We start from the raw sequence: 25,268 nt of genomic DNA on the forward strand, positions 1-25,268 counted from the left end.
CATGGCGACCATCGACGGACTGCCGAAACTCTCCGATGTGATTGCCGCGCATGGGCTGGATGCGAAGAAGTCGCTTGGCCAGAACTTCCTCTTCGACCTCAACCTGACGCAGAAGATCGCCCGCACCGCGGGCCCGCTCGATGACGTCACCGTCTTCGAGGTCGGCCCAGGACCAGGAGGGCTCACCCGCGCCATCCTGTCGCTGAATGCGAAGAAGCTCATCGCCATCGAGCGCGACGAGCGCTGCCTGCCGGCGCTGGCCGAGATTTCCGCCCATTATCCGGGCAAGCTGGAAGTGATCAGCGGCGATGCGCTGAAGACGGATTTCGCCAGCCTCGCGCCGAAGGATGGTCCGGTCGCGATCATTGCCAACCTGCCCTACAATGTCGGCACGCAGCTGCTTCTCAACTGGCTGCTGCCGCCCGTGTGGCCGCCGTTCTGGCAATCTCTGACCCTGATGTTCCAGAAGGAAGTCGGCGAGCGCATCACAGCCGACCCCGATGACGATCACTATGGCCGGCTCGCGGTTCTCGCAGGCTGGCGCACGGAGGCACGCATGGCCTTCGACGTGCCGCCGCAGGCCTTCTCGCCGCCGCCCAAGGTCACCTCCACCGTCGTTCACCTGACGCCTCGCGAACATCCCATCGATTGCGATGCGAAGAAACTCGGACGCGTGACCGAAGCAGCCTTCGGCCAGCGCCGCAAGATGCTGCGCCAGAGCCTCAAGAGCCTTGGTGGCGAGGCACTGCTGGTCACGGCAGGCATCGATCCGCAACGGCGCGCCGAGACCCTGTCGGTCGAGGAGTTCTGCCGGCTGGCCAACCTCGTCTGACTTGCCGCAGGTTCAGGCCGCCGACGGTGTGATGCGCAGCGCGCGGAGTGCGTTCAGAATGACCGCCACATCGATGGCCTCCTGAAGCAGCGCGCCTTCGACAGGCTGCAGGTAGCCGAAGGCGGCCGCGATCATGGCCAGCACCGAAAGCCCGATGCCGACCACGACGCTCTCCATGGCGATGCGGCGCGAGCGGCGGGCGATCTCGATCCCCGAACGCAACCTTTCGATCCGGTCCACCAGAAGAACCACATCGGCCGTCTCCGCCGACGCGGCAGCCCCCCTTGCCCCCATGGCGACCCCGACATCGGCAGCAGCAAGCGCCGGCGCGTCGTTGACGCCGTCACCGACCATCATCACGGGACCGTTCTTGCGCTCCGTCAGCACGACAAGCACCTTCTGGTCGGGCGTGAGACCGGAATGGATGGCATCGAGGCCCAAACCATCGGCAATGCGTTCGGCGACGGCCGCACGGTCCCCCGTGGCGAGAAGAATGCGTTGCACGCCCTCGCGCCTCAGCCCGACAAGCATTTCCGCCACTTCCTCCCGGACGGGGTCGGCCATGACGATGTAGCCTGCAATCTTGCCGGCCACGGCAACGGCAACGACAACGGATCCGGCCTCGGCATCGGGAAGCGGCAGAAGTGCCGTGTCCGCATGCCGTGCGACAAAGCCATGGCCCCCGACGACGACCGGCCTGCCCTCCAGAAGACCGGTCACGCCTTCTCCGGCAAATTCCCGCGTCTCCGTGGGAAGAACGAGTTCGAGGCCGCGGGTACCGGCGGCGGCAACGATTGCTTGGGCGATCGGATGCTTGGAGGCCTGGTCGAGCGAGGCGGCGAGCCGCACGATCTCGTCCTCGCTATGATCGGAGGTACTGCGGACGGAGGCGATCTGTGGACGGCCGTCGGTGAGCGTGCCGGTCTTGTCGAGAATGATCGACTGGATGCGCGCCATGTTTTCCAGCGGCCGCGCCCCCTTGATGAGAATACCGAAATGCGCGGCGCGCGACAGGCCGGCGACGAGCGCGACGGGCACGGCGAGGATCAACGGACAGGGTGTGGCGACGACCAGAACCGCCACCGCACGGATCGGGTCGCCGGTGAGCCACCAGGCAGCACCCGCGATCAGCACGGTAAGCGCAAGGAAGCCGACCGACCAGCGGTCGGCGAGACGCGACATCGGCGCCCTCGATCGTTGGGCATTCTCCACCAGCCGGACGATGCCGGCATAGGTGCTGTCACGCGCCTGATGCGTGGCCAGGAGGTCGAAGGCATCGCCGGCATTGGTCGCGCCACTCAGGACCGCATCGTCCTTCGACGCGGAGACAGGCAGGGACTCGCCCGTCAGGGCCGCCATGTTCAAGATGGCATGCGGCGATGCGACCGTTCCATCGACCGGCACGACATCGCCCTGCCGGATCAGCAGCAGGTCGCCCGGCAGGACATCATCCACGGGGATGTCTTTCAGCCCCGCGTCGAGATAACGCGTCGCGGTTCGCGGCACACGCGACAGAAGCGCATGCATCTCGCGCCGTGCCCGCCCCTCCGCGAAGCTCTCCAGGAACGAGCCGCCCGTGTACATCAAGGCAACGATCACGGCGGCCAGGTTTTCACCGAAGGCGAGCGCCGCCGACATCGAGAGCGCCGCGACGATATCGAGCCCCAGTTCGCCCCGCAGAAGGCTGCGGACGATCTGCACCATAAGCGCCACAAGAATCGGAATGGTCGCAATGGCCCAGAGGATGCGCGCAATGCCGGCCTGACCCGCCAGATGCGCAACAAGGCCGATCACCAGCCCGGCGCCGGCGACCGCCAGCAATGCGATCTTCAGGCGGTCTTCGTTGGTCTGCTCCATGTCGGCCCCTCCAGAGGCAATGCCTACCCGCGCGGGAGTGCAGCTTCACTCTGGAGATCGGGTGGCGGGGGGCCTTGTTCTGGATCAAGGCAGAGCCGGAACCATGCCCCTGCCCGGGCCAGAGCCCAAATAGTCTCGACCAGCCCGTCCTGTCAGACCGCGACGCCCACGACGGCGCCGATGCCGGCGGTGAGCGCCATGGCCAGAGCACCCCAGAAGGTCACGCGCGCGGTCCCCTTGACCACGCCGGCACCGCCTGCCTTCGCCCCGACAGCGCCGAGCAGCGCGAGAAAAAGGAGGGAGGCGATCGCAACGACATAAACCAGGACGGCGGGCGGCGCGATGAAGACCATCAGCAAAGGCATGGCAGCGCCCACAGCAAAGGTCGCCGCCGAGGTCAGCGCCGCCTCGACAGGACGCGCCGCGAGATGCTCGACAATGCCGAGTTCGTCGCGCGCGTGCGAGCCCAGCGCATCATGCGCCGTCAGCTGCTGGGCAACCTGTCTTGCCAGATCGGGCGTCAGACCGCGGCCGACATAGACTTCGGTGAGTTCGTCCAGCTCCGCTTCCGGCTGCGTCGCCAGTTCCTTGCGTTCACGCGCCAGATCGGCGCTCTCGGTATCGGATTGCGAACTGACGGAAACATATTCCCCGGCCGCCATGGACATCGCGCCGGCGACGAGCCCCGCAACGCCCGCCACCAGAATTTCGGACCGCCCCCCGGACGCCGACGCCACCCCCATGATCAGGCTCGCCGTCGACACGATGCCGTCATTAGCACCCAGCACCGCCGCGCGCAGCCAGCCGATGCGCGAGACAAGGTGGTTTTCGGTGTGCAGTCTGCTCATGGTCGAGCCCCTCCGCTGAAAAACATGTCTGCCAGAGCATATGAGCCTGGGATGACGGTTGCACAACATGACTTTGGTTGGGGGCACGGCCGTGATGACGGCGATGTGGTTCCAGTTCGGCCCGCTGCAAACAAATCAGAGATGCTTTCACGTTGCCAAAGCGCGAGGGTGCCAACGCATCCAGCCTCCTGCCGGCATAGATGAAACAAGAGCTGCCATCGCTTCCACGCGGCCTCCTCATTCGAGCTGAGCGTCCGCGTCTCACTCCCGCTTGGACAACCGTTTCAATGCGTCGATGCCAACCGGGGGAACAGCCTGAAACGGCAGAATATAGGCTCGTTTCGCCAATTTGAGTCTGATCCGGTCTATCTGTACCCGTTCTCCCGCAAGGCGCGACTGCAAAAGCGGGTCTTGCGTGCCACTCGCCGCCATGGTCCTGTTGACCACCCAACCGTAAGGCTCAATCTTTGCCCGGCGCAGATCGTCCTGCAGCATCGCCGCTTCGGAGACAGGCGTCGTTTCAGGAAGGGCGACGAGGATGACGCGCGTATATTCCGGGTCCTGGAGGCGCATCAGGGGCGTGACGATCCGGCCAGGGGCGACCGGCTCCATCTGTCGCGTCATCTGACGATGATAGGCGCCCGTCGCATCCAACAGGAGAAGCGTGTGTCCCGTCGGGGCGGTGTCGATGACCACAAAGGCGTCGCGTGCTTCTGCCACGATCCGTGAGAAGGCGTGGAAGACAGCGACTTCCTCCGTGCAGGGCGATTCAAGATCTTCCCGGAGAAGCGCCTTGCCTTCCTCGTCGAGATCGCGTCCGCGTGAGGACATGATTTTCTCGATATAGCGTTTCGTTTCGGCAGCCGGATCAATCCTGTCAACGGTCAGACCCTTCATGCTTCCCTCGACGACAAACGACAGGTGAGCCGCAGGATCAGTGGTCGTCAAGTGTACGGCATGGCCGCGTTCGACCAGGCCGATCGCGACGGCCGCAGCGACCGTCGTCTTTCCGACGCCGCCCTTTCCCATGACCATCACCAGGCCTTTGCGGCCGCTGGCAATCTCGTCGATCAAATTCGCAAGCGACGGCAGGGTGGCGAGGGCGACTGCCGCCGGTTCCTGGATGGTCGATACCTGCGACTGAGGCGCGAACAGGGCCCTGAGTGCATCAAGCCCCACCATGTCGAATGGAAGCATCGGAAACTCGTAGTTCGGCAGCCGGGACAATCCGACCGGCATCGCCGAGATTGCGGCCTCCTGTGATCGCTCAATCCCGATGGCGATGGGATCGTCGCGTTTGGTCGCACGAAACCGCCCATTGATCGCGAGCAACTGGTTCTCAAGGCCGAGCGCCGCCAGTTCGCCCGACGTGCGTGAAGCCTCGCGAAGGGCACTTGCGTCCGCGCGGGCGACCAGGACGATGCGGGTGCGTTTCTCATCTCCAAGGCATGCAAGCGCCTTCTGGAACCGCGCCTCCTGCATCTTCAGGCCCGAGTGCGGCCCCAGGCACGATGCGCCCCTGTCATTGCCCTCGAGAAAACCTGTCCATGCCTTCGGAAGACTGAGAAGCCGCAATGTGTGACCGGTGGGTGCGGTATCGAAAATGATATGGTCGAACGTCGACATCTCATCTGCAAGCAGTCCCACAAAGGCGTCAAACGACGCAATCTCTGTCGTGCAGGCTCCGGAAAGCTGTTCCCGGACCGTGTTCCGTTCGCCCTCCGAAGCGTTGGCTGCCATCTGTGCCAATACGCGTTGGCGATAGTCTTCCGCCGCCACTTCCGGATTGATGTTCATGGCGTAGAGGCCCGGCACGGATGGCACCGGGGTGGGGATATCCCCGAGCGCTGTCGCCAGCATTTCGTCCAGATTGGAGGCGGGATCAGTGCTGACCAGTAGCACACGCTTGCCGCGGTCGCAGAGCGCGATCGCGCTCGCGCAGCTTAGGGACGTCTTGCCGACACCGCCCTTCCCCGTGAAGAACAGGTAGCCCGTCGGGTTGGTCAACATCTGCTGCATCTGGGCCATGGCGATCTCACTTTCGAAAGAGCTTAAATGATCGTGGCCGGCCCATCCTTGATCGACCTCAATCAGTATTGAATGAGGCGTGGCTTTTCTGCGCAGCACTCTCCGCGACGGAATGCAAGCGCGTCCGCAAGATGCATGACCACTTTTGGCCCGCCGGCAACGTTTCCGATGCCCGCTCTCGGGCCCGCGCGAGAGTGGCGATTACGACCGAATTGAGCGCTCAGAGCGGATATGCAGCGGCATTCCCAAATCCTCTGCCCTAGATAACTGGAGAGCCCCCTTACTCCCCCAGCAACCCTTGAACAAACCCGAACAGACCCGGCCGCCGATCGCGCCGCAGCCTTTCCGCCTCGACAATCGCCTTCACCGATCCAAACGCGCGTTCCAGATCGTCGTTGACCACGACATAGTCATACTCGTGCCAGTGCTCGATTTCGGCCTTGGCATTGGCGAGACGGGTCGCGATCACCTCTTCTGAATCCTCGGCGCGGCGATGCAGGCGGGCGCGGAGTTCGGCGATGGAGGGGGGGAGGATGAAGATGGAGACGACGTCGCCGCGCATCTTGTCCTGGAGCTGCTGTGCGCCCTGCCAGTCGATGTCGAAGAGCATGTCGCGGCCGTCGGCCATGGCCTTTTCGACCTCCTGGCGCGGCGTGCCGTAGTAGTTGCCGTGGACGGAGGCCCATTCGAGCAGCGCGTCGCCGTCGCGCATCAGTTCGAAGTCGCGCTGGCTCTTGAAGTGATAATGGATGCCTTCGATCTCGCTGCCGCGCTTGGCGCGTGTCGTCACCGAGACGGAAAGCGAGAGATTGCGATCGCTTTCCAGCAGGTTACGCGAGATGGTGGATTTGCCCGCACCCGAGGGGGAGGAAATCACCACCATCAGGCCGCGCCTCTCGATGGTCTTCTGATGGGCGGTCTCGGCCATGTCTTACTCCAGATTTTGAACCTGCTCGCGGAACTGGTCGATGACGACCTTCAGTTCCAGTCCATGCGCCGTCACGCTTGCCGCATTGGATTTCGAGCAGATGGTGTTTGATTCGCGATTGAATTCCTGCGCCAGGAAGTCGAGCTTGCGGCCGATGGGGCCGCCTTGCGTGATGAGTTCGCGGGCAGCGACGACATGCGCCTTCAGCCGGTCGATCTCTTCGCGCAGGTCCGCCTTGGTGGCGATGAGGGCCGCTTCCGCATGCAGGCGGTCGCGGTCGAGCGATTGCGTCGCGCTCAGCAGCGCCTCGACCTGCGTCTGCAGCCTTCTGGCGATTTCGCCCGGCTGGCGCGACGGATCGGCCTCGACCTTGAGTGCCAGATCCTCGATCTTCGCGACATGGCCGAGCAGCACGTCTGCAAGGGCCGCCCCTTCGCGCTCGCGCATAAGGCGCAGCGCCTCGACGGCCTCGCGGAAGCTCGCCAGCAGTGCTGCGGCGCGGGCTTCGACCGCCTCGGGCGCTTCGGCCGGCTCGCGGAAATCGATGATGCCGCGCATGCCGAGCAGCGCGGAAAGGGTGAGCGGGGCCGGATCGATGGCGTCGCCCAGGCGCGTCTTCAGCGCCAGAAGCGCTGTCAGCGCCTCCTCGTTGATCACGGCTTCAAGCCGTTCGTCGAGGGTGGAAAGGTTCAGCGCAATCTGGATATTGCCGCGGGTGAAGACGGCACCGGCGGCGGTGCGGCAGTCGGCCTCCAGCGCCTCCTGGCCCTGCGGCAGGCGAAAGCGCAGGTCGAGCCCCTTGCCGTTGACGGAGCGCAGCTCCCAGACCCAGCGAAAGCGGCCGCTTTCGCCTTCCGAACGGGCAAAACCCGTCATCGATTGCAATGCCATCAGGCCATGCCCCCACGTCCATGCGAAGTTGTGGCGCAATCTTTCAGATTCGCGCCATCGGCTTCAAGTGTTTGTTCGGATGCATGCCGAGCAGAAGGGCCGGCTTCGGCCCCGCGCGGCATGTTTCATTGCTGGGTGGCCGGCTGGGTTGCGGTGGCGCCGGCATCCGTCCCCGTCGGGTTCGTCTGCTGGTCCTCGACCTGGCGCCACTTCTTGACGTTGGCGTTGTGCTCTTCGAGCGTTGCGGCAAACACATGCCCGCCCGTGCCGTCCGCGACGAAGTAGAGATAGTTCGTCTTCGACGGGTTGGCGACCGCCTCCAGTGCAGCGCGGCCCGGATTGCAGATCGGCGCCGGCGGCAGTCCATCGATGGCATAGGTGTTGTAGGGCGTCAGCTTCTTCAGGTCCGACTGGAAGATCGGGCGATCGGACGGTTTGCCGGCGCCGCCGAAAATGCCGTAGATGACGGTCGGGTCGGATTGCAGGCGCATCTTCTTCTCAAGCCGGTTGATGAAGACGGAGGCAACCAGCGTGCGCTCGTCGGCCTTGCCGGTCTCCTTCTCGACGATGGAGGCGAGCGTGATGAACTGTTCCTTCGACTTCAGGAAGAGATCCGGCGAGCGGCGCGCCCAGAGATCGTCCACCAGCTTCGTCTGCGCCGCCTTCATCTGCGCGACGATCTCGGCCCGCTTGGCGCCACGCGTGAACTTGTAGGTGTCGGGGCGCAGCGTCCCCTCGTCCGGCATCTTGGGCGGCAGGTCGCCTTCCAGCACCGTGTCGGCCCGCAGGCGGTCAAAGATCTGCTGCACCGTCAGGCCTTCCGGCAGGGTGACGGAGTAGAGGATCGACTTGCCCGATTCCAGCAGCTCGACGATTTCCTTCATCGAAGCGCCGGCCTTGATCTCGTATTCGCCGGCCTTCAGCGTGCGATTGCGCAGGAAGCTCTTCGTCACATACTGGAAGACGCGGGCATCCGAGATGATGCCGGAGGCCTCGAGGCCGCGCGAGATGTCGCCAAGGCCCCAGCCGGGCTTGACGATGAAGTTGGAATTGACGGTCGAAGGGCCCTGCTCGGAGAAGGTCGCGAGGCCGTAATAGATGGCTCCGCCTAGGGCGATCGTCAGGAAGACGAGAACCGTCATCACGAAATTGAGGAAGACGACGACCTGGCTGCGCGAGCCACGCGATTTCCTGAGCTTCTGCGGAGGAGCCGGTACCGGCGTCGGGCGCAGCGCTTCCTTGGCGGAAACCGGGATGATGATCGGACCCTGGCTCTGCTGCGGGGCCGAATGGGGAGCGGATGGCGGGGTCGGGAGCGGCGGAACCGGAGCCACGGGCACTTCCGGTTCAGGCTGACGCGACGGCGCGCTTTCGATGGCAGCTGCAGCTGCCTCGCTTTCGACGCGCGGCTCGATCTCCACTGCAGGGGCCTGCAGTACGGGATCCGCATGTGCGGGCGTCTCGCTTGCAGGCGTTTCGGCAGCAGCAGCCTCGGCAACAGGCGTCGGGGCGATCGGGCCCAGCTCTGCGGGATTGATGGCGGCGGGGCTCGGGATGGCCGCCGGCGCTTCCGGGCTTGCGGCTGCGGGCTCGGTTGCCGGTTCCACCGACGGCTCGACCTTCGCAGCTTCCGGGTTCACAGGCGTGGCATTGCCCGCTTCGGCACTGGCATCAACCGGATGGGTCGGGCGCTGCTCGTCGCCGGGCTGTCGCTCGCTTTTCGGGTCCATGTCGTTCACGGGCATTCCTCGAATATGTTCATGAGCACCTTCATGTCCTCATGGCCGTTCAATGCGGCGAAAGCTGGGTACGAAAAGCTCCGTACCCCAGCTCTCGCTATCGAAGATGGGCGGCCTGCTCGGGGGTGCAGGCCGTATGCAGCGTCGCCACAGCGCCTTGCGCTTCGGCTCGCTCTGTTCCAGCAATTCCGAATGCGAAACCGGAGGCCGGTTTCGCCGGAACTGCATCAGGCGTAACGCTTCAGAACCAGCGAAGCGTTGGTGCCGCCGAAACCGAAGGAGTTCGACAGCGCGACATCGACCTTGCGGGCGCGCGCCTTGTGCGGCACCAGATCGACCGGCGTCTCGACATCGGGATTGTCGAGGTTGAGCGTCGGCGGGGCGATATTATCGCGGATCGCCAGCGTTGCGAAGATCGCCTCGATCGCGCCGGCAGCACCGAGAAGATGGCCGGTCGCCGACTTGGTGGAGGACATCGAAACCTTCGAGGCGTGCTCGCCCAGAAGACGCTCGACAGCGCCAAGCTCGATCGTGTCGGCCATGGTCGAAGTGCCGTGGGCGTTGATGTAGTCAAGGTCGGCCGCCGTGAGACCGGCGCGCTTCAGCGCCATGGTCATGCAGCGGAATGCGCCGTCGCCGTCTTCCGACGGTGCGGTGATGTGATAGGCATCGCCCGACAGGCCGTAGCCGACGACTTCGGCATAGATCTTGGCGCCGCGCGCCTTGGCGTGTTCCAGCTCTTCCAGAACCACGATGCCGGCGCCCTCGCCCATGACGAAGCCGTCGCGGTCGCGGTCATAAGGCCGGGAGGCCTTTTCCGGGTTGTCGTTGTGCTGTGTGGAGAGCGCCTTGCAGGCGGCAAAGCCGGCAAGCGAAATGCGGCTGACCGGGCTTTCCGTGCCGCCGGCGACCATGACGTCGGCATCACCCAGCGCGATGAGGCGCGAGGCATCGCCGATGGCGTGCGCGCCGGTCGAGCAGGCGGTGACGACGGAATGGTTCGGGCCGCGCAGCTTGTGCTTGATGGAAACATGGCCGGAGGCCAGGTTGATCAAGCGTCCGGGAATGAAGAAGGGCGAAATGCGGCGGGGGCCCTTGTCGCGCAGCGTATAGCCGGCTTCCACGATGCCTTCGATACCGCCGATGCCGGAGCCGATGAGGACGCCGGTCGCGCATTGATCGTCATTGGTTTCGGGATGCCAGTCGGCGTCGGCAAGTGCCATGTCGGCGGCAGCGACCGCGTAGACGATGAAGGGGTCAACCTTGCGCTGCTCCTTCGGCTCCATCCAGTCGTCGGCATTGTAGGTGCCGTTCGTGCCGTCTCCGAAGGGAATGCGGCAGGCGATCTTGGCCGGCAGGTCCTCGACTTCGAATTCGGTCACCTTGCGGGCGCCGCTCTTGCCAGCCAGAAGGTTCTTCCAGGTCTCGTCAACACCACAGCCCAGCGGTGTCACCATGCCAAGACCGGTGATTACAACTCGTCTCATCGCCCGCATGCTCCCCATGATCGGCTTGCGGCGCGCCCATCCTGGCACCACCGCGCCTACCACCCGGTGTCATTGCCGGCTCTGCCCTGCGGCTCCAGCTCGTCGCAATGACCGGGATCACTGTTTTTACATTAAAAAAGGTCCGGCAAAACCGGACCTGAAGCGGGCCGGCAAGCCCGCCCCATGTCACTGACCAGTAGCTGAAATCAGCCCTGTGCCTTTTCGATGAACTTGACAGCGTCGCCGACCGTCAGGATCGAGTCAGCAGCGTCATCCGGAATTTCAATGCCGAATTCTTCTTCGAAAGCCATGACCAGCTCGACCGTGTCGAGGGAGTCCGCGCCGAGATCGTCGATGAAGCTTGCGCCTTCAACAACCTTGTCGGCGTCAACGCCAAGATGATCAACAACAATTTTCTTCACGCGTTCTGCGATATCGCTCATGTCGGTACCTCGACCCTATTGTCTGCTACAAGAATGCCTTTCGGCGTCCCTACCCTGTTCAACCTAACGCGGCTCCTGCCACGAAAGGCATTTGATGATTGCCCTGCCGACGCGTTCTAGTCGCGTGCAACCGGCCAATTGCGTTCAGTCATGGCCCGCTTAACACGGTTTAAGTCCGCCGCAAAGCCATAAAAGTTCTGGTTCAACGCTCTCAACATCAAAAGCCGGAGCGGCAGAACCTGCTGCAGAGGCTTATCGCCTCAGATCATTGCCATGCCACCGTTGACGTGGATGGTCTGGCCCGTCACGTAACCTGCCTCGTTGGAGGCAAGGTAAGCGACGGCAGACGCGACTTCCGCGCCCGTGCCCATGCGACGCATCGGGATGGCGCCCATGATGGCGTCCTTCTGCTTGTCGTTGAGCTTGTGGGTCATGGCGCTTTCGATGAAGCCAGGCGCGACGCAGTTGACCGTCACGTTGCGGGTGGCGATCTCCTGTGCCAGCGACTTCGAGAAGCCGATCATGCCGGCCTTGGAGGCGCAGTAATTGGCCTGGCCCGGATTGCCGGTGACGCCGACGACGGAGGTGATGTTGATGATGCGGCCGAAGCGGCGGCGCATCATCGGATGCGTCAGTTCGCGCGTCAGGCGGAAGACAGCCGTGAGGTTGACTTCCAGAACCGCGTCCCAGTCTTCATCGCTCATGCGGACGAAGAGACCGTCCTTGGTGATGCCGGCATTATTGACCAGGATCTCGACACCGCCGAGATCGGCCTCAGCCTTTTCGCCGAGCGCCTTGACGGCGGCACGGTCGGACAGGTTGGCCGGGAAAACGAAAGTGCGTTCGCCGAGTTCGTTGGCGAGTTCTTCCAGCTTTTCGGCGCGCGTGCCGTGCAGGCCAACGATGGCGCCCTGCTTGTGCAGCATGCGGGCGATTTCCTCGCCGATGCCGCCGGATGCGCCGGTGACGAGAGCCTTGCGGCCGGTCAGATCGAACATGTTCTTAAACCCCATTTCAAGCCTGTTTAGCCCGGTTCAGGCCAGCAGCGCTTCCAGCGTCTTTGCAATATCGTCAGGCGTGTTGACGGCAATGCCGGTCACAGCCTTGTCGATGCGGCGGGCAAGACCCGTCAGCACCTTGCCGGAGCCGATTTCATAAAGCGTCATCACGTCGTTCTTGCCGAACCACTCCACCGTCTCGCGCCAGCGGACCTGACCCGTCACCTGCTCGACCAGAAGGTCGGCGATGATGCCGGCATCGGCCACGGGTGCGGCGCGCACATTGGCGATGAGCGGAATGTTCGGATTGTGCTTCTCCACCTTGGCCAGCGCCTCCCGCATCGCGTCTGCCGCCGGCGCCATCAGCGCGGAGTGGAAGGGTGCAGAGACGGAGAGCATCAGCGCGCGCTTGGCGCCCTTGGCGGTGGCAATCTCGGCCGCCTTTTCGACAGCTGCCTTCTCGCCGGAAATGACGAGCTGGCCGCCGCCATTGTCATTGGCGATCTGGACCGGGCCGAGGGCTGCGGCTTCCGCGCAGGTGGCTTCAACGTCAGCATGTTCAAGGCCGATGATGGCGGCCATGGCACCCTTGCCGGCAGGTACGGCTGCCTGCATGGCATTGCCGCGAATGCGCAGAAGACGGGCCGTGTCGGCAATCGAGAACGTGCCGGCGGCGCAAAGCGCGGAATATTCGCCGAGCGAATGGCCGGCGACGAATGCCACCTTGTCCTTCAGCACAAGGCCGCGCGCTTCCATGACGCGGATCGCCGCCATCGACACGGCCATCAGCGCCGGCTGGGCATTGGCCGTCAGCGTCAGCGTTTCTTCCGGACCGTTCCACATGATGTCGGAGAGCTTTTCGCCGAGCGCGTCATCGACTTCCTGAAAGACCGTACGGGCCTCGGGAAAGGCGTCTGCAAGGTCCTTGCCCATGCCGACTGCCTGGCTGCCCTGCCCCGGAAAGGTGAATGCGAGTGCCATGGATGTTTCCCTGAATTCCTTGTTTTCTGGCTTCTCCATTCACATTCTGGCGACTTGAGTCAAGTGTTGCGGGGTTTTCGCCCAAGGTTTTCAGCCTTCCGGATTGCGCCGCCACAGCTGATTTTCGATCCAAACAAGCCATCTCTCGCGCGGCACGCCGAGGAAGGTGGAGGCCATCAGGCCGGTCCAGTAATAGATTGCAACAAAGAAAAGAACCGAGAGCAGCGACAGCAGCAAAGGGTCCTGCCAGGTCCAGTTGATCAGCGTGCTGCGCAGATGATGGGTCGATGGATCGGTGTCGCGATAGAGGACGTCCACCGTCGCGCCCGGCAGGGGCACATGATCGAACTTCACGACTGACCTCAGCGACGGCGATTGCCGGAACTCGGTCGATCCGGCAATGAGCGGCAGGAGTTCGGCTTCGCGAATATCGCCCGCGCCGTTCTGGACGTTGCCCATCCTGTCGGTGAAACTGTAGCTCACCCGCCCGCCGCAGGCATCTCTCCTGCGGCAATCATGTTCCCTCAGCTCTTTCACCGCAGCCTTGACGGCAACGCCGTTGGCAAGCAGGTCGCGGGCGAGCTGCGCTTCGCGGTTGGAGAAATACAGCGCCAGCGACGCTACCAGGAAAGACAGGCCGGCTGAAAAGAGCAGACGTATGACAATGAGCATGGATTTCCCGCTGCTTTCGAAGCTTCCGGTTGAAAAGCGCTAAGCGCAAAGCGTGAAGATGGCGTTATGCGTTTCGGCACCCCGCACAGAATTTTGTGCGTTGCACACCTTGCCGATTTTGCAAAGGGCCCTAAATTGCGGACCGTCAATCCAGCGAAGGTTCTCCCCCTCATGAAATACAAGCAACTTGGCGCAAGCGACCTCAACGTTTCGGAAATCTGCCTCGGCACCATGACCTGGGGTACGCAGAACAGCGAGGCGGAAGCGCATGAGCAGATGGACTATGCCTTCGAGCAGGGTGTGAACTTCTTCGACACGGCCGAGCTTTACCCGACAACGCCGGTTGGCGCAGAGACGCAGGGCGATACCGAGAAGTTCATCGGCTCCTGGTTCCGGAAGACCGGCAAGCGCGACAAGGTCATTCTCGCCACCAAGATTTCCGGCCGCGGCCGCGCCTATATCCGTGGCGGCGTGCCGATCAGCGCCGGCGAAATCGAAAAGGCGCTCGACCTCAGCCTGCAGCGCCTCGGCACCGATCATGTCGATCTCTACCAGTTGCACTGGCCGAACCGCGGCACCTATGCCTTCCGCGCCAACTGGGCCTTCACGCCCTCGAAGCAGGATACGGATCACGCGACCGCCGAACTGCTGGAGGCGCTGGAAGCGCTGGACAAGGCGAAGAAGGCCGGCAAGATCCGTTATTGGGGCGTTTCCAACGAGACGTCCTGGGGCGTGATGAAGTACCAGCAGCTCGCCGACCAGCACGGACTGCCGCGCATGGTCTCGATCCAGAACGAATACAATCTGCTCGACCGCAAGTTCGACACCGATCTCGCCGAAGTCTGCCATCACGAGAAGGTCGGGCTGATGGCCTATTCGCCGCTCGCCGCCGGCCTGCTCAGCGGCAAGTATCTCGATGGCGCGCGCCCGGCCGGTTCGCGCGGATCGATCAACACGGATCTCGGCGGCCGCTTCGGCGGCTATGAGGATCCGGCCGTCCGCGCCTATGTCGAGCTTGCCCGTATGCATGGCCTCGATCCGTCCGCCATGGCACTCGCCTTCTGCCTGACGCGTCCGTTCATGGCCTCGGTCATCATCGGCGCGACGACGATGGAACAGCTGAAGACCGATATCGGATCGAAGGACGTCACGCTTTCGGACGAGGTCCTGAAGGGTATCCAGCACATTCACCGGACCTGGCCGCTGCCGATCTGACGACGGATCGGGCGGAGCTCGCCCGACCCCGGCCGGGAAATCAGTGCCAGACAGCAAAAAGGCGGCCGTTCGGGCCGCCTTTTCTCATTCAGTGTAAGCGAGGCTGAAGATCAGCCCTTGCCCTTCAGAGCCGTGTTGCACAGGCTCCAGAAACCGCCGCCCTTCTGGATCCACTTCAGGTCGCCGAGCGTGCCGGCATCCTTGTTGGCGTGGTAGCTGTCGGCGCAGGTGTGGAGGCGCTGCTTGCCGGGGGTCTCGGAAGCATACTTCTTGTCGACGGCTGCCGGGAACTTGACGCCCTTCGGAGCCTTGGCGGTCGGAGCCGGCGGTTCCTTGTCGGCCGTGGTCTTGGCGACCTCTTCGTCGTCCTTCTTGTCTTCGGCGGCAGCGTCGGCACCGCAGAACTTGGCGCGATAGTCGTTCCACTTCATGTCCTTGGCCGAACCGTCGGCCTTGGCGGCCTGATACTTGACGCCGCATTCCTTCATGCTCAGCGCGCTGGCCGGAGAGGAGAATGCGATGCCTGCGAGAAGTGCGCCTGCTGCAGTGATAATGAGTTTGTAAGACATGATCGCCTGTTCCACTGTTGATTTAAGAGATCTTCCACCCCGCCGGCCTGCATCTTTCGAATATCAGGACGGCAGAACTCCTTTGGGGCTTGCCTGATCGACCGCCTTGGGAAGATGTTCAGCAAGCAATTGCGGCAGATTTCCGATGTCGATGCCGAGCGCATTGGCAAGAGAAGCCATCTGTTCTGACGAGAGGGCCGACTTGATCTGGTCAGCCGAGACCGGAAGGTTGGAGCCGGTGCCGATCCATGAGGCGACCTGATCGCCAAGACCCGCAGCCTGCAACTGGGAGAGAATGCCGTTAACACCGCCGGCATTGGCGAAGACCTGCTCGGCAATCGATACAAGGTTGACCGGCCTGCCGCTCAGGACATCGCCGATAACCGATCCGAGACCGTCGAAAAGACCCATCTGTAACTCTCCCCCGTGAGCTGACTGGTACATTCTGAAAAATGAATAACAGCTTGCAGTTTCATTGTCATCAGGAACTGTTAACCCTTCCGCCCGTCCAAAAGGTTCGCGTCATCCGGTCTGTTTTTGCCGCAATGCGCCCGGCGTGCTATCGATCGGACGGGGATGACTTATGGGGAATCAGATGGCAGGCATGCTGAAAGATGAATGGCGGATCGGGCTGGCGCTGCTGGGGCTGGTCGCTCTGCTCTTTGGGGAACACGAACTGCTGTCGCAAGGCCAGGCCCTGTCGCTGGCAATCACCGCCGGGATCGTCGTCCTCATCGTGCTGGTCTCGACCCGGGTCGCCCATCATGCGGAGGTCATCGCCGGCAAGGTCCGCGATCCGTATGGCTCGATGGTGCTGACGCTTTCTGCGGTGCTGGTCGAGGTTGTGATCCTCGGCATCGTGGTGCAGGCCGAAGACGCCTCGCCGACGCTGGTGCGCGACACGATCTACTCCGCCGTGATGATCGACATCAACGGCCTGATCGGCCTTGCCGCCCTGCTCGGGGGGCTCAGACACGGTGAGCAATCCTACAATGACGATTCCGGGCGCACCTACGCCGTGATGATCCTGACGGCCATGGGGATCTCGATGATCGTGCCGGAGTTCATTCCGGGCGACAAGCGGATGGTCTATTCCTTCTTCACCATCGGCGTGATGGCGGTTCTCTATACGCTCTTCCTGCGCATGCAGGTCGGACGCCACAGCTACTTCTTTTCCTATACCTATCCCCGCGGCGAACGCGCGAAAGCCCACGAACACGAGGAGGAAGGCGGCTCCATCGTGGTTTCCGGGCTCATTGTTGCCGGTGGCGTCGTGCTGATCGGCCTGCTCGCCGAGGTGATGAACCCGTTCATGAGCGCAGGCCTGAAGAATTCCGGCGCGCCGGTGGGGCTCGTCGCCGTGACCGTCGCCGCGATTTCCGCCGCACCGGAGATCCTGACAGCGCTGCGCGCCGCACTTGGGAACCGGATGCAGGTCGTCGTCAACATCGCCATGGGCGCCTCGCTTTCGACCGTGATCCTCACGGTTCCCGTCATGGAGGCGCTGGCGCTCTATACCGGCCAGCCCTTCGAGATGGCGATGACGGTGCCGCAGACGGTCATGGTGGCGATCACGATCGTGGTCGCAGCCATCAACTTCTCCGATGGCGAGACCAACGCCATCGAGGGCATGACGCATTTCGTGCTGTTTGCCACCTTCGCAATGCTGACGATCATGGGGCTCTAGGGCGCATTTTCGTTCGCGAAACCTATCATTACAGCATTGTTAGGTGACAGCCGCGGCGCGCCCATTATATGACAAAGTCAAACGATTTCCCACGAGGCGGTTTTCTGATGCGCAGCTTTTGGACCATTCTGATCATCCTGTGTTGCTTGGGGGGCGCTGGCTATTACTATCGCGCCGAGCTCGTCCCCTACCTGCCGCCGCAGGTGGCAGCCTATCTTCCGCAGGCCAAGCCGGACAGCGCAGAAAAGTCGGCCGACGCATCCGGCAAGCCGGGCGATGCGGGCAAATCCGCTGATGCCGGCAAGGGCAAGGGTGGCCAGTCCGGCAAGCGCGGCGGTGGCGGCCCGACGACGGTGAAGGTGGTCGAGGCGAAGGCCGGCGACCTGCCGATGCTCCGCGACAGTTTCGGCTTCATCGCCGCCCGCGACACGACATCGCTGGCCAGCCCGATCGCCGGCGTCGTCACCGAAGTGAAGGTGCAGAACGGTGCCGAGGTCAAGGCGGGCGACATTCTGGTGACCTACGACACGCGCTCCCAGGAAGCCACGCTTGCCAAGGACAAGGCGACGCTGGCCAAGGATCAGTCGATCTACGACAACGCCAAGATCACCCTCGACCGCGCCATGAGCCTCGGCGAGAAGGGTGCGGCCACGCAGCAGTCGACGGACAACGCCAATGCCGCCTTCCAGCAGGCACAGGCAGCCCTTGCGCTTGACCGCGCGCAGATCCTCGCCGACCAGGTGGCGATTTCCAACGCCCAGATCGTCGCGCCCTATGACGGCAAGCTCGGCGTGATCTCCGTATCGAAGGGCGCCTATGTGGCGGCCGGCACGGCGGTCGGAACCATCGTGGACAACAAGAATGTCTACGCGGTCTTCACGCTCTCGGAAGCCGATCTCCGCGTTTCCCGCGAGGCGCTGGCGAAGAACGAACTGACCGTGTCGGTCCGTCCGACCAATGCCAGCGACGGAACACAGTCCGTCTCGGTTCCGGTTTCCTTCATCGACAACGCCGTTGACCAGACCTCGGGATCGTTCCGGCTCTGGGCAATGATCGACAACTCCTCGAAGGCCTTCTGGCCCGGCGAGTCGGTCAGTGCGCGGGCAACCGTCGGCATTGCGCATGACCTCGTGCTGGTTCCGAACGTGGCGATCGCCCCGCAGCAGAACGGCATGATTGCCTATGTTGTCGGCGACGACAACAAGGTGCAGGTGCGTCAGGTAAAGGTCTCCTTCCGCTCCGACGGCATCGCCGGCGTCAAGGAAGGCCTGAAGGCCGGTGACAAGGTGGTCATCGAAGGCCAGCAGTCGCTGTCGAACGGCGCGGCCGTCAAGATCGATGATGGCACAGCCAAGCCTGCCGGCGACAAGCCGAAGGGCGCGGGCGGCAAGAACAAGGACAAGCAATCCAGTGCTGCCGACAAGAGTGCGTCGGCCGCCGATCTGGCGCAAGCGAACTGAAGGGCTGGCTCAACGTGAACTTCTCCGAGATTTTCATCCGCCGCCCTGTCGCGACGATCCTTCTGATCGTCGGCGTCATGATGGCCGGCATTGGCGCCTTCCGCCAATTGCCCGTGGCAGCATTGCCGCAGGCCGACTTCCCGACCATCAGCGTTTCGGCACAGCTTGCCGGCGCCTCGCCCGACACGATGGCGGCAGCCGTCGCCACGCCGCTGATCAAGCAGTTCCAGACGATCGCCGGCATCGACTCGATCACCGCCAGCTCGTCGCTCGGCAGCACGCGCATCACGCTGCAGTTCGTGCTCACCCGCAATATCGACGCGGCGGCGGCCGACGTGCAGGCGGCGATTGCCCGTTCGCAGCGTGCGCTTCCGTCCAACCTGACGAGCACGCCGAGCTACCGCAAGGTCAACCCGGCCGACAGCCCGATCATCTTCCTGGCGCTGACCAGCGATACCGCACCAGTCACTCAGATGGACGACATTGCGCAGAACGTGCTGTCGCCCGCCCTTTCGACGGTTGATGGCGTGGCACAGGCGCAGGTCTTCGGTTCCAAGACCTATGCGGTGCGCGTCGAAGCCAATGCGGACAAGCTTGCCGCCCGTGGCCTGAGCCTGACCCAGGTCGCCAGCGCATTGCGGGCCGCCAACGACCAGACGCCGCTCGGCACGCTGCAGAATTCCTCGCAGGCGCTAGCCGTCAATGCGGACACGCAGCGCACCAATGCCGACCAATTCCGCACGCTGATCATTGCCACCCCCGGCGGACGCATCGTCCGCCTCGGCGATGTTGCCGACGTTCAGGACAGCATTGAAAACAAGCAGCAGGGCAGCTGGCTCGACGGCCAGCCGACGATTGCCGTCGCCGTCTATCGCCAGCCGGATGCCAATACGGTGGACGTGGTGGACCGCGTGAATGCGCAGATCCCGCAGCTGGAAGCCAACCTGCCGGCCGGCATGCATCTGAAGGTCGTCAACGACGCCTCCAACTCGATCCGCGAAGCCGTGTGGGACGTGCAGAAGACGCTGGCGATCACCATCGCGCTCGTCGTTCTGGTCATCTATCTCTTCCTGCGCCGCTTCTGGGCGACGATGATCCCTGCGCTCGCCGTGCCGCTCTCGATCGTCGCCACCTTCGGCTTCATGTACTGGCTGAACCTTTCGATCGACAATATCTCGCTGCTCGGCCTGACGCTCGCCGTCGGTCTCGTGGTGGACGACGCGATCGTCATGCTCGAAAACATCGTGCGCTATGTCGAAGAGGGGATGAGCCCCTTCGAGGCTGCCATCAAGGGCAGTAGCGAAGTGACGGCAACCATCGTCTCGATGTCGCTGTCGCTGGTCGCGGTGTTCCTGCCGATCCTGCTGATGGGCGGCGTGGTCGGGCGCGTTCTCAACGAATTCGGTGTCGTCGTCTCGCTCTCGATCCTCGCCTCGGCGGTCGTGTCGCTGACGGTCACCCCGATGCTGACGGCGCGCCTGCCCGACACGGTTCATCACCATTCGGACAAGAAGAGCCTCTTCGACCGGATCAACGATGGCTACGGCCGCTCGGTGGGCTGGTGCCTCAACCACAAGGTCATCGTCACCGTCGTCTTCCTGCTCTCCTTCGCAGGCTCGGCCTATCTCTTCGCCACCCTGCCCCGAAGCTTCTTCCCCAGCGAAGACAACGGGCTGCTGACGGTATCGACCCAGGCGCGCCAGGACATTTCCTACGAGGCCATGGCGAAGCTGCAGCAGCAGGCTGCCGCGGTGATGTCGGAAAACCCGGCCGTGCTGCACGTCACCTCGTCGCTCGGCGGCGGGCCCGGCGGCTCGACCTTCAACTCGGGCTCGATGTTCGTGCAGCTGAAGGAACGCGACCAGCGTCCGGCGCTTGAGATCACGCTTGCCCAGATGCGGCGCGCGCTCAACGATGTTGCGGGTCTGAAGACCTTCATCGTGCCGGTGCAGAGCCTGCGCTTCGGCGGCCGCAGCACGCAGAGCCAGTATCAGGTCGTGCTGAAGTCGCTGAACGCCGACGACACGCGCCAATGGTCGACCAAGCTGCAGAACGCAATGGCCGCCGACAGCGCCCACTACGTCGACGTGGCGACCGACCTGCAGAACAACGCGCTGCAGGCGAACATCAAGATCGACAATGACCGCGCCAATGCGCTCGGCATCACCTCGGCCTCGATCCGCAACATTCTGGAAGCCGCCTTTGGCACGCTGGACGTGACGCAGATCCAGACGACGGGCAACAGCTACAACGTCATTCTGGAGCTCGACCAGAGCCGGCAGTGGGATGAAACGGATCTCGGCGCACTGCTGGTGCCGACGACGACCGGCACGCAGGTTCCGCTGTCGAGCATCGCCACGATCAGCCGGACGGCTGGTCCGGTAACCGTCAACCAGACGGGACAGCTCACCGCCGTCACGTTGTCGTTCAACCTGCCGCAGGGCGTTTCCCTCGGGACGTCGACGGACCGGCTGAACGAGCTGCGCCGCGAAATCGGCATGCCGGAAACGGTGACGACGGAACTGGCCGGCTCGGCGCAGATCTTCGCCCAGTCGACCGGCAATACCGGTCTGCTGATCGCCACCGCCATCCTGACCATCTATGTGGTTCTGGGTGTGCTCTACGAGAGCTTCATCCACCCGCTCACCATCCTGTCGGGTCTGCCGTCGGCTGCTCTTGGCGCACTTCTGGCGCTGAAGCTCTGGGGGCTGGACTTCTCCATCGTGGCGCTGATCGGCCTTCTGATGCTGATCGGTATCGTGAAGAAGAACGCGATCATGATGATCGACGTGGCGCTGACGCTGATGCGAGACGACGGGATGGACCCCGGGGAGGCGATGCATATCGCCGCCGTCCGGCGCTTCCGCCCGATCATGATGACGACCTTCTGCGCGCTTCTGGCTGCAGTTCCCGTCGCACTCGGCAGCGGCCCCGGCTCGGAACTTCGCCAGCCGCTCGGCGTGGCCGTGGTCGGCGGTCTGCTGATCTCCCAGGTGCTGACGCTGTTCATCACGCCGGTGATCTTCACGCAGGTGGAATGGATCTCGCGGACGCTGACCCGTCGCAAGCCCCGCCAGCCGGCAACCGCTCCGGCGGAATGACGGTCTGGAATATCGGATAAAGCCTCAGCCTGCCCGGGCCATCCGCCCGGGCAGGCTGTCGAAATCTTCGGCGCTCATCGGCTTGCCGAAATAGTAGCCCTGCATGAACTGGCAGCCAAGCTGGCGCAGATGGCCGGCCTGTTCGGGCGTTTCAACTCCTTCGACGATCACCGGAATTCCCAGCGCCTCGGCCAATGAGACCGTGGCGTTGAGCAGTGCCCTGCCCCGTTCGCTGTCCAGCCCCTGGACCAGCGAACGGTCGAGCTTGAGGCGGTCGAAGGTGAAATGATTGAGCGTGCCGATGCTGGCATAGCCGGTGCCGAAGTCATCCAGCGCAAAGCGGATGCCCATGGCCCTCAGCGCGTCGATAGCGCGCCGCGCCTGCAGGGGGCTGTCGAAGAGCACGCCCTCGGTCACCTCGAGAATCAAGCGGCGGGGATCGAACGCCTCCGCGGCCAGGGTCGCGGCAACACTGTCGGCGAAATCCGGCGAGCAAAGCTGCGTCGGCGACACGTTGACGGCAATGTCGATCCCCGGCCGGGCCTTGGCGAAGCTGATCGAGCGTTCGAGCACGATCTGACCCAGCTGAAAGATCAGCCCGGATTTCTCTGCCAGCGGAATGAAGACATCCGGAGAAACTGGGCCCTGTGGCGGGGACCAGCGCGCCAGCGCCTCGACGCCGGCAACGGCCCCGTTTTCGGATGAGACGACCGGCTGGAAGGCGACGGAGAGTTCGCCCCGGTCAAGCGTCTCGCGCAGCTGCTCTTCGAGTTCGGCGACCACCTCGCGGTCCCGGTCCATCTCGGGCGTGAAGGCAATGCACTGCCCCCGGCCCGCTTCCTTGGCGCCATAGAGCGCCATGTCGGCTCGCCGGATCAGCTCAAACGTGTCCATCTCCGGGGCATGGGTTGCATAGCCGACGCTCGCACCGACTTCCGTCGTGTGCCCGGCGACGTGGAACGGCTGCTTCAGCGCCAGAAGCACCGCTTCGGCCACCTCGGCTGGATCCGTGCCGGGCCGGCTTGCAAGCGCAAACTCGTCGCCGCCAAAGCGTGCTGCAAATTCGAGGCGCGGATGACAGGTAACGAGGCGCGCTGCGACGGCGCCAATCAGTTCGTCGCCCACCAGATGGCCCCAGGTGTCGTTGACCGCCTTGAAGCCGTCGAGATCGATCAGATGGAGGGTGAGACCCGCGCTTTCCCGGGCATTGCCGAGATGCGCCTGCAGCGCCCGGATCATGCCTTTTCTGTTGAGCAAGCCGCTCAGCGGATCGCGTGTCGCTTCCCGGTCCGCCGCGAGCGCGAGACGCCTGAGGGACTGCAGCTCGGCGTATCCGGCAAAGACGGCGGTTGCCAGCAGGATTCCGAGGGCAACGAGCGCGCCAGTCAGCGCCGGACGCACCTCGTCGTAAAGGCGGGTGCCGAGGTTGCGGCCGGGCCAGGCCAGATAGGCCAGCGTATCGCCATCAATGGATGTCAGCGGCAGGCTGAGCTCTCCCGGCGGCCTGGTGACGGCAAGATGAAGATCGGGAAGGAAATAGTCAGACGCGACCGAATCGACCATCGCCGGCGTCAGCAGCTTGAACATGGTGACGACGTTGTAGCGGCCACCGGGCGGCATGTTGCGGTCCGGCTGAAGCGCACGGGAGCCGACGATGGCAACGCTCTCGTGGATCTTGAAAACATTGGTGATCGGCGGCTTGTCGGGTTCGGCGGCAGCCCGGGCCTGCCTGACAAATGTATCGCCAAAGGCGGCAACCGCATCGAATTCTGTGCCCTTGAAATAGCTGGCGATCAACCGCCCCTCCGGATCCGTCACCGCCACGCCGTCATAGAGCTGGTAGTCAGCCGAGATCGAACCCCAATTGGTCCACATCCACTCCTTGCGGTTCTGGGACTGGAGCGCGATGAAGGCCTCGCGCCAGACCGCATTGTCTTCCAGCGTGCCGGACAGGCGCCGCCGAACGGAGGTGAGCGCCGTCTGCGCCGCACTCATCGCGCGGGTATCGTCGATCTCATTGGCCTTGTCGCCCATGGCTTCCAGAACCATGACCACAAGGAACGCCAGAAAGAGCGCGACGACGAGCGTCCCGGCGATCGCCGCGGGAGCCACCCAGTTCCGCCAGTCCCCGAAATATTTCCCAGGCGTCAAAATCAATCTCTTCCCCTAACGCAGTATCCTGCGTTCAAACGGAATCTCCCCCAAAGAGACCCGGATGATCCAAGGAGTAGCAGGGACAGCATAAAAATACATTAATCAATCCATATCTACTTAAGTATCATTCGCCCATTTGGGGACCTGGAATACAAATCCTGCACATTTGAAGACTTCTCGCCTGAAACGTAATGCAACCATACCAACTCTTCTTTGTCTCAGAGCAAGTCGAGAAAAGACCATGCAAGAAGCGCTGCCTTGCCTCAGCCCTTGCAATCGGCGCCAAAATGCGTATAAGCCGCGCTTGATCGTTTAACCCGGTCTTATGGCTGGTGGCTGAACGGAGGGTCCGGACATTCGTGTCCGACATGGAAGCAGAAGCTTTCCGGCCTCCCGTGTCTCCGCTCTCGACCGTATGAGACAAAACGCTTTTCTTGCCGCCCCGTCAAAAGGGCCACTGAACAGTCGTTGAGGCTTGGCGCCATGCCCGGGTTTTGATCGAAACGCAAGAAAGGCAAAATACAATGGCACTTTACGAACATGTATTCCTTGCCCGCCAGGACGTTACCCCGCAGCAGGTCGAAGGCCTTGTAGAAAACTACAAGGGCGTGATCGAAGCAAACGGTGGCAAGGTCGGCCGGGTCGAGAACTGGGGCCTCAAGTCCCTCACCTACCGCATCAAGAAGAACCGCAAGGCTCACTACGTCCTGATGGACATCACGGCTCCGGCTGCAGCGATCCAGGAAATGGAACGCCAGATGCGCATCTCGGAAGACGTTCTTCGCTACATGACCGTTTCGGTCGAAGCACACGAAGAAGGCCCGTCTGCCATGATGCAGAAGCGCGACCGTGACGACCGTCCGCGTCGTGATGGCGACCGTCCCGATCGTGGCCCGCGTGAAGGCGGCTTCAACCGCGATCGTGGTGACCGCGACGACCGTCCGCGCCGTCCGCGCGAAGACCGTGCATAAGGAGATATGACCATGGCTGATGCATCTTCCCCGGCACGTCGCCCGTTCCACCGCCGTCGCAAGACGTGCCCCTTCTCCGGCGCCAACGCTCCGAAGATCGACTACAAGGACGTCCGTCTCCTGCAGCGCTACATTTCCGAGCGCGGCAAGATCGTTCCGTCCCGCATCACGGCTGTTTCGCAGAAGAAGCAGCGCGAGCTGGCCAAGGCCATCAAGCGCGCCCGCTTCCTCGGCCTGCTGCCCTACGTTCTGGCCTAAGCCAGTCTGAAGTCCGGCGGAGGCTTCTGAACGAGGCCTCCGCCGATCCCTTCCGCGATGGGCGCGGATCGGAACCAAACAAAACCCATGTTGGGATTGAATGGCGAAAGCCCCTTCCCTAACTGCCTGAGCAAGAGCAACGGCAGGAC

At 63.3% G+C, this 25,268-nt stretch carries 21 protein-coding genes; 7 read left to right on the plus strand and 14 right to left on the minus strand.

Annotated elements, in window-relative coordinates:
• The first annotated feature begins 1 nt into the window (after nt 1).
• Nucleotides 2-832, plus strand: a complete 831-nt coding sequence (gene rsmA, locus LQK84_RS02710; RefSeq protein WP_230827047.1) for a 16S rRNA (adenine(1518)-N(6)/adenine(1519)-N(6))-dimethyltransferase RsmA — start codon at nt 2-4, stop codon at nt 830-832.
• Nucleotides 833-844: 12 nt separating this feature from the next.
• Here rsmA and LQK84_RS02715 read toward each other — a convergent pair whose 3' ends face one another.
• The 11 genes from LQK84_RS02715 to LQK84_RS02765 form a co-directional block, all read right to left on the minus strand.
• Nucleotides 845-2,689 (minus strand): heavy metal translocating P-type ATPase, encoded by a 1,845-nt coding sequence (locus LQK84_RS02715; RefSeq protein WP_230827048.1) that lies wholly within the window; start codon nt 2,687-2,689, stop codon nt 845-847.
• Between the two features lie 152 nt (nt 2,690-2,841).
• Nucleotides 2,842-3,537 carry a VIT1/CCC1 transporter family protein gene (locus LQK84_RS02720; RefSeq protein ID WP_230827050.1) on the minus strand — a complete coding sequence of 232 codons (696 nt, stop codon included), beginning with the start codon at nt 3,535-3,537 and terminating at the stop codon, nt 2,842-2,844.
• A 261-nt stretch (nt 3,538-3,798) separates the two neighbouring features.
• Nucleotides 3,799-5,565, minus strand: coding sequence for an arsenical pump-driving ATPase (gene arsA, locus LQK84_RS02725; RefSeq protein WP_230827051.1), 1,767 nt, complete (start codon nt 5,563-5,565; stop codon nt 3,799-3,801).
• A 280-nt stretch (nt 5,566-5,845) separates the two neighbouring features.
• Nucleotides 5,846-6,493 carry a guanylate kinase gene (gene gmk / locus LQK84_RS02730; RefSeq protein ID WP_230827052.1) on the minus strand — a complete coding sequence of 216 codons (648 nt, stop codon included), beginning with the start codon at nt 6,491-6,493 and terminating at the stop codon, nt 5,846-5,848.
• A gap of 3 nt (nt 6,494-6,496) precedes the next feature.
• On the minus strand, nt 6,497-7,384 hold the full coding sequence (locus LQK84_RS02735; protein ID WP_230827053.1) for a YicC/YloC family endoribonuclease: 888 nt from the start codon (nt 7,382-7,384) through the stop codon (nt 6,497-6,499).
• Nucleotides 7,385-7,509: 125 nt separating this feature from the next.
• A complete protein-coding gene (gene mltG / locus LQK84_RS02740) occupies nt 7,510-8,718 on the minus strand; it encodes an endolytic transglycosylase MltG (protein ID WP_442966876.1) in 1,209 nt (402 codons plus the stop codon).
• Nucleotides 8,719-9,350: 632 nt separating this feature from the next.
• Nucleotides 9,351-10,610: a beta-ketoacyl-ACP synthase II gene (gene fabF / locus LQK84_RS02745; RefSeq protein WP_230827054.1), complete on the minus strand. Its 1,260-nt coding sequence runs from the start codon at nt 10,608-10,610 to the stop codon at nt 9,351-9,353.
• 206 nt (nt 10,611-10,816) lie between these two features.
• Nucleotides 10,817-11,053 (minus strand): acyl carrier protein, encoded by a 237-nt coding sequence (locus tag LQK84_RS02750; protein ID WP_109858086.1) that lies wholly within the window; start codon nt 11,051-11,053, stop codon nt 10,817-10,819.
• Nucleotides 11,054-11,313: 260 nt separating this feature from the next.
• Nucleotides 11,314-12,051, minus strand: coding sequence for a 3-oxoacyl-[acyl-carrier-protein] reductase (gene fabG / locus LQK84_RS02755; protein ID WP_230827055.1), 738 nt, complete (start codon nt 12,049-12,051; stop codon nt 11,314-11,316).
• A 36-nt stretch (nt 12,052-12,087) separates the two neighbouring features.
• Nucleotides 12,088-13,032: an ACP S-malonyltransferase gene (fabD, locus tag LQK84_RS02760; RefSeq protein WP_230827056.1), complete on the minus strand. Its 945-nt coding sequence runs from the start codon at nt 13,030-13,032 to the stop codon at nt 12,088-12,090.
• A gap of 90 nt (nt 13,033-13,122) precedes the next feature.
• Nucleotides 13,123-13,704, minus strand: a complete 582-nt coding sequence (locus LQK84_RS02765; RefSeq protein ID WP_230827057.1) for a DUF3592 domain-containing protein — start codon at nt 13,702-13,704, stop codon at nt 13,123-13,125.
• A gap of 171 nt (nt 13,705-13,875) precedes the next feature.
• Here LQK84_RS02765 and LQK84_RS02770 point away from each other — a divergent pair, with 171 nt between their 5' ends.
• Entirely contained in the window at nt 13,876-14,919 is a 1,044-nt protein-coding gene (locus tag LQK84_RS02770; protein WP_230827058.1) for an aldo/keto reductase, read from the plus strand.
• Nucleotides 14,920-15,029: 110 nt separating this feature from the next.
• Here the strand turns inward: LQK84_RS02770 and LQK84_RS02775 are convergent, their stop codons facing one another.
• Both LQK84_RS02775 and LQK84_RS02780 read right to left on the minus strand, forming a co-directional pair.
• Nucleotides 15,030-15,488 carry a hypothetical protein gene (locus LQK84_RS02775; protein WP_230827060.1) on the minus strand — a complete coding sequence of 153 codons (459 nt, stop codon included), beginning with the start codon at nt 15,486-15,488 and terminating at the stop codon, nt 15,030-15,032.
• A gap of 63 nt (nt 15,489-15,551) precedes the next feature.
• Nucleotides 15,552-15,899, minus strand: coding sequence for a YidB family protein (locus LQK84_RS02780; RefSeq protein WP_230827061.1), 348 nt, complete (start codon nt 15,897-15,899; stop codon nt 15,552-15,554).
• 193 nt (nt 15,900-16,092) lie between these two features.
• Here LQK84_RS02780 and LQK84_RS02785 point away from each other — a divergent pair, with 193 nt between their 5' ends.
• From LQK84_RS02785 to LQK84_RS02795, 3 genes are all read left to right on the plus strand, one after another.
• Nucleotides 16,093-17,175 (plus strand): calcium:proton antiporter, encoded by a 1,083-nt coding sequence (locus LQK84_RS02785; protein ID WP_442966864.1) that lies wholly within the window; start codon nt 16,093-16,095, stop codon nt 17,173-17,175.
• Nucleotides 17,176-17,282: 107 nt separating this feature from the next.
• Nucleotides 17,283-18,635 (plus strand): efflux RND transporter periplasmic adaptor subunit, encoded by a 1,353-nt coding sequence (locus tag LQK84_RS02790; RefSeq protein WP_230827062.1) that lies wholly within the window; start codon nt 17,283-17,285, stop codon nt 18,633-18,635.
• A 14-nt stretch (nt 18,636-18,649) separates the two neighbouring features.
• Nucleotides 18,650-21,736: an efflux RND transporter permease subunit gene (locus tag LQK84_RS02795; RefSeq protein WP_230827063.1), complete on the plus strand. Its 3,087-nt coding sequence runs from the start codon at nt 18,650-18,652 to the stop codon at nt 21,734-21,736.
• A gap of 24 nt (nt 21,737-21,760) precedes the next feature.
• Here LQK84_RS02795 and LQK84_RS02800 read toward each other — a convergent pair whose 3' ends face one another.
• The gene (locus LQK84_RS02800; RefSeq protein ID WP_230827064.1) at nt 21,761-23,887 is read right to left on the minus strand and encodes a putative bifunctional diguanylate cyclase/phosphodiesterase; all 2,127 of its coding nucleotides are present in this window, start codon (nt 23,885-23,887) and stop codon (nt 21,761-21,763) included.
• 527 nt (nt 23,888-24,414) lie between these two features.
• Here LQK84_RS02800 and rpsF point away from each other — a divergent pair.
• The gene (rpsF, locus tag LQK84_RS02805) at nt 24,415-24,861 is read left to right on the plus strand and encodes a 30S ribosomal protein S6 (RefSeq protein ID WP_112626855.1); all 447 of its coding nucleotides are present in this window, start codon (nt 24,415-24,417) and stop codon (nt 24,859-24,861) included.
• Nucleotides 24,862-24,873: 12 nt separating this feature from the next.
• Complete coding sequence (rpsR, locus tag LQK84_RS02810) at nt 24,874-25,119, plus strand: 30S ribosomal protein S18 (protein ID WP_109858096.1); 246 nt, start codon at nt 24,874-24,876, stop codon at nt 25,117-25,119.
• Nucleotides 25,120-25,268 lie beyond the last annotated feature (149 nt).

Source organism: Rhizobium sp. C4 (assembly GCF_021026315.1).
Classification (GTDB): Bacteria; Pseudomonadota; Alphaproteobacteria; order Rhizobiales; family Rhizobiaceae; genus Ensifer_A.

Bases quoted from the DNA above. Each gene is read 5' to 3' on its own strand.
- rsmA (WP_230827047.1), top strand. From the start codon at position 2: ATGGCGACCATCGACGGACTGCCGAAACTCTCCGATGTGATTGCCGCG.
- LQK84_RS02715 (WP_230827048.1), bottom strand. From the start codon at position 2,689: ATGGAGCAGACCAACGAAGACCGCCTGAAGATCGCATTGCTGGCGGTC.
- LQK84_RS02720 (WP_230827050.1), bottom strand. From the start codon at position 3,537: ATGAGCAGACTGCACACCGAAAACCACCTTGTCTCGCGCATCGGCTGG.
- arsA (WP_230827051.1), bottom strand. From the start codon at position 5,565: ATGGCCCAGATGCAGCAGATGTTGACCAACCCGACGGGCTACCTGTTC.
- gmk (WP_230827052.1), bottom strand. From the start codon at position 6,493: ATGGCCGAGACCGCCCATCAGAAGACCATCGAGAGGCGCGGCCTGATG.
- LQK84_RS02735 (WP_230827053.1), bottom strand. From the start codon at position 7,384: ATGGCATTGCAATCGATGACGGGTTTTGCCCGTTCGGAAGGCGAAAGC.
- fabF (WP_230827054.1), bottom strand. From the start codon at position 10,610: ATGAGACGAGTTGTAATCACCGGTCTTGGCATGGTGACACCGCTGGGC.
- LQK84_RS02750 (WP_109858086.1), bottom strand. From the start codon at position 11,053: ATGAGCGATATCGCAGAACGCGTGAAGAAAATTGTTGTTGATCATCTT.
- fabG (WP_230827055.1), bottom strand. From the start codon at position 12,051: ATGTTCGATCTGACCGGCCGCAAGGCTCTCGTCACCGGCGCATCCGGC.
- fabD (WP_230827056.1), bottom strand. From the start codon at position 13,032: ATGGCACTCGCATTCACCTTTCCGGGGCAGGGCAGCCAGGCAGTCGGC.
- LQK84_RS02765 (WP_230827057.1), bottom strand. From the start codon at position 13,704: ATGCTCATTGTCATACGTCTGCTCTTTTCAGCCGGCCTGTCTTTCCTG.
- LQK84_RS02770 (WP_230827058.1), top strand. From the start codon at position 13,876: ATGAAATACAAGCAACTTGGCGCAAGCGACCTCAACGTTTCGGAAATC.
- LQK84_RS02775 (WP_230827060.1), bottom strand. From the start codon at position 15,488: ATGTCTTACAAACTCATTATCACTGCAGCAGGCGCACTTCTCGCAGGC.
- LQK84_RS02780 (WP_230827061.1), bottom strand. From the start codon at position 15,899: ATGGGTCTTTTCGACGGTCTCGGATCGGTTATCGGCGATGTCCTGAGC.
- LQK84_RS02785 (WP_442966864.1), top strand. From the start codon at position 16,093: ATGCTGAAAGATGAATGGCGGATCGGGCTGGCGCTGCTGGGGCTGGTC.
- LQK84_RS02790 (WP_230827062.1), top strand. From the start codon at position 17,283: ATGCGCAGCTTTTGGACCATTCTGATCATCCTGTGTTGCTTGGGGGGC.
- rpsF (WP_112626855.1), top strand. From the start codon at position 24,415: ATGGCACTTTACGAACATGTATTCCTTGCCCGCCAGGACGTTACCCCG.
- rpsR (WP_109858096.1), top strand. From the start codon at position 24,874: ATGGCTGATGCATCTTCCCCGGCACGTCGCCCGTTCCACCGCCGTCGC.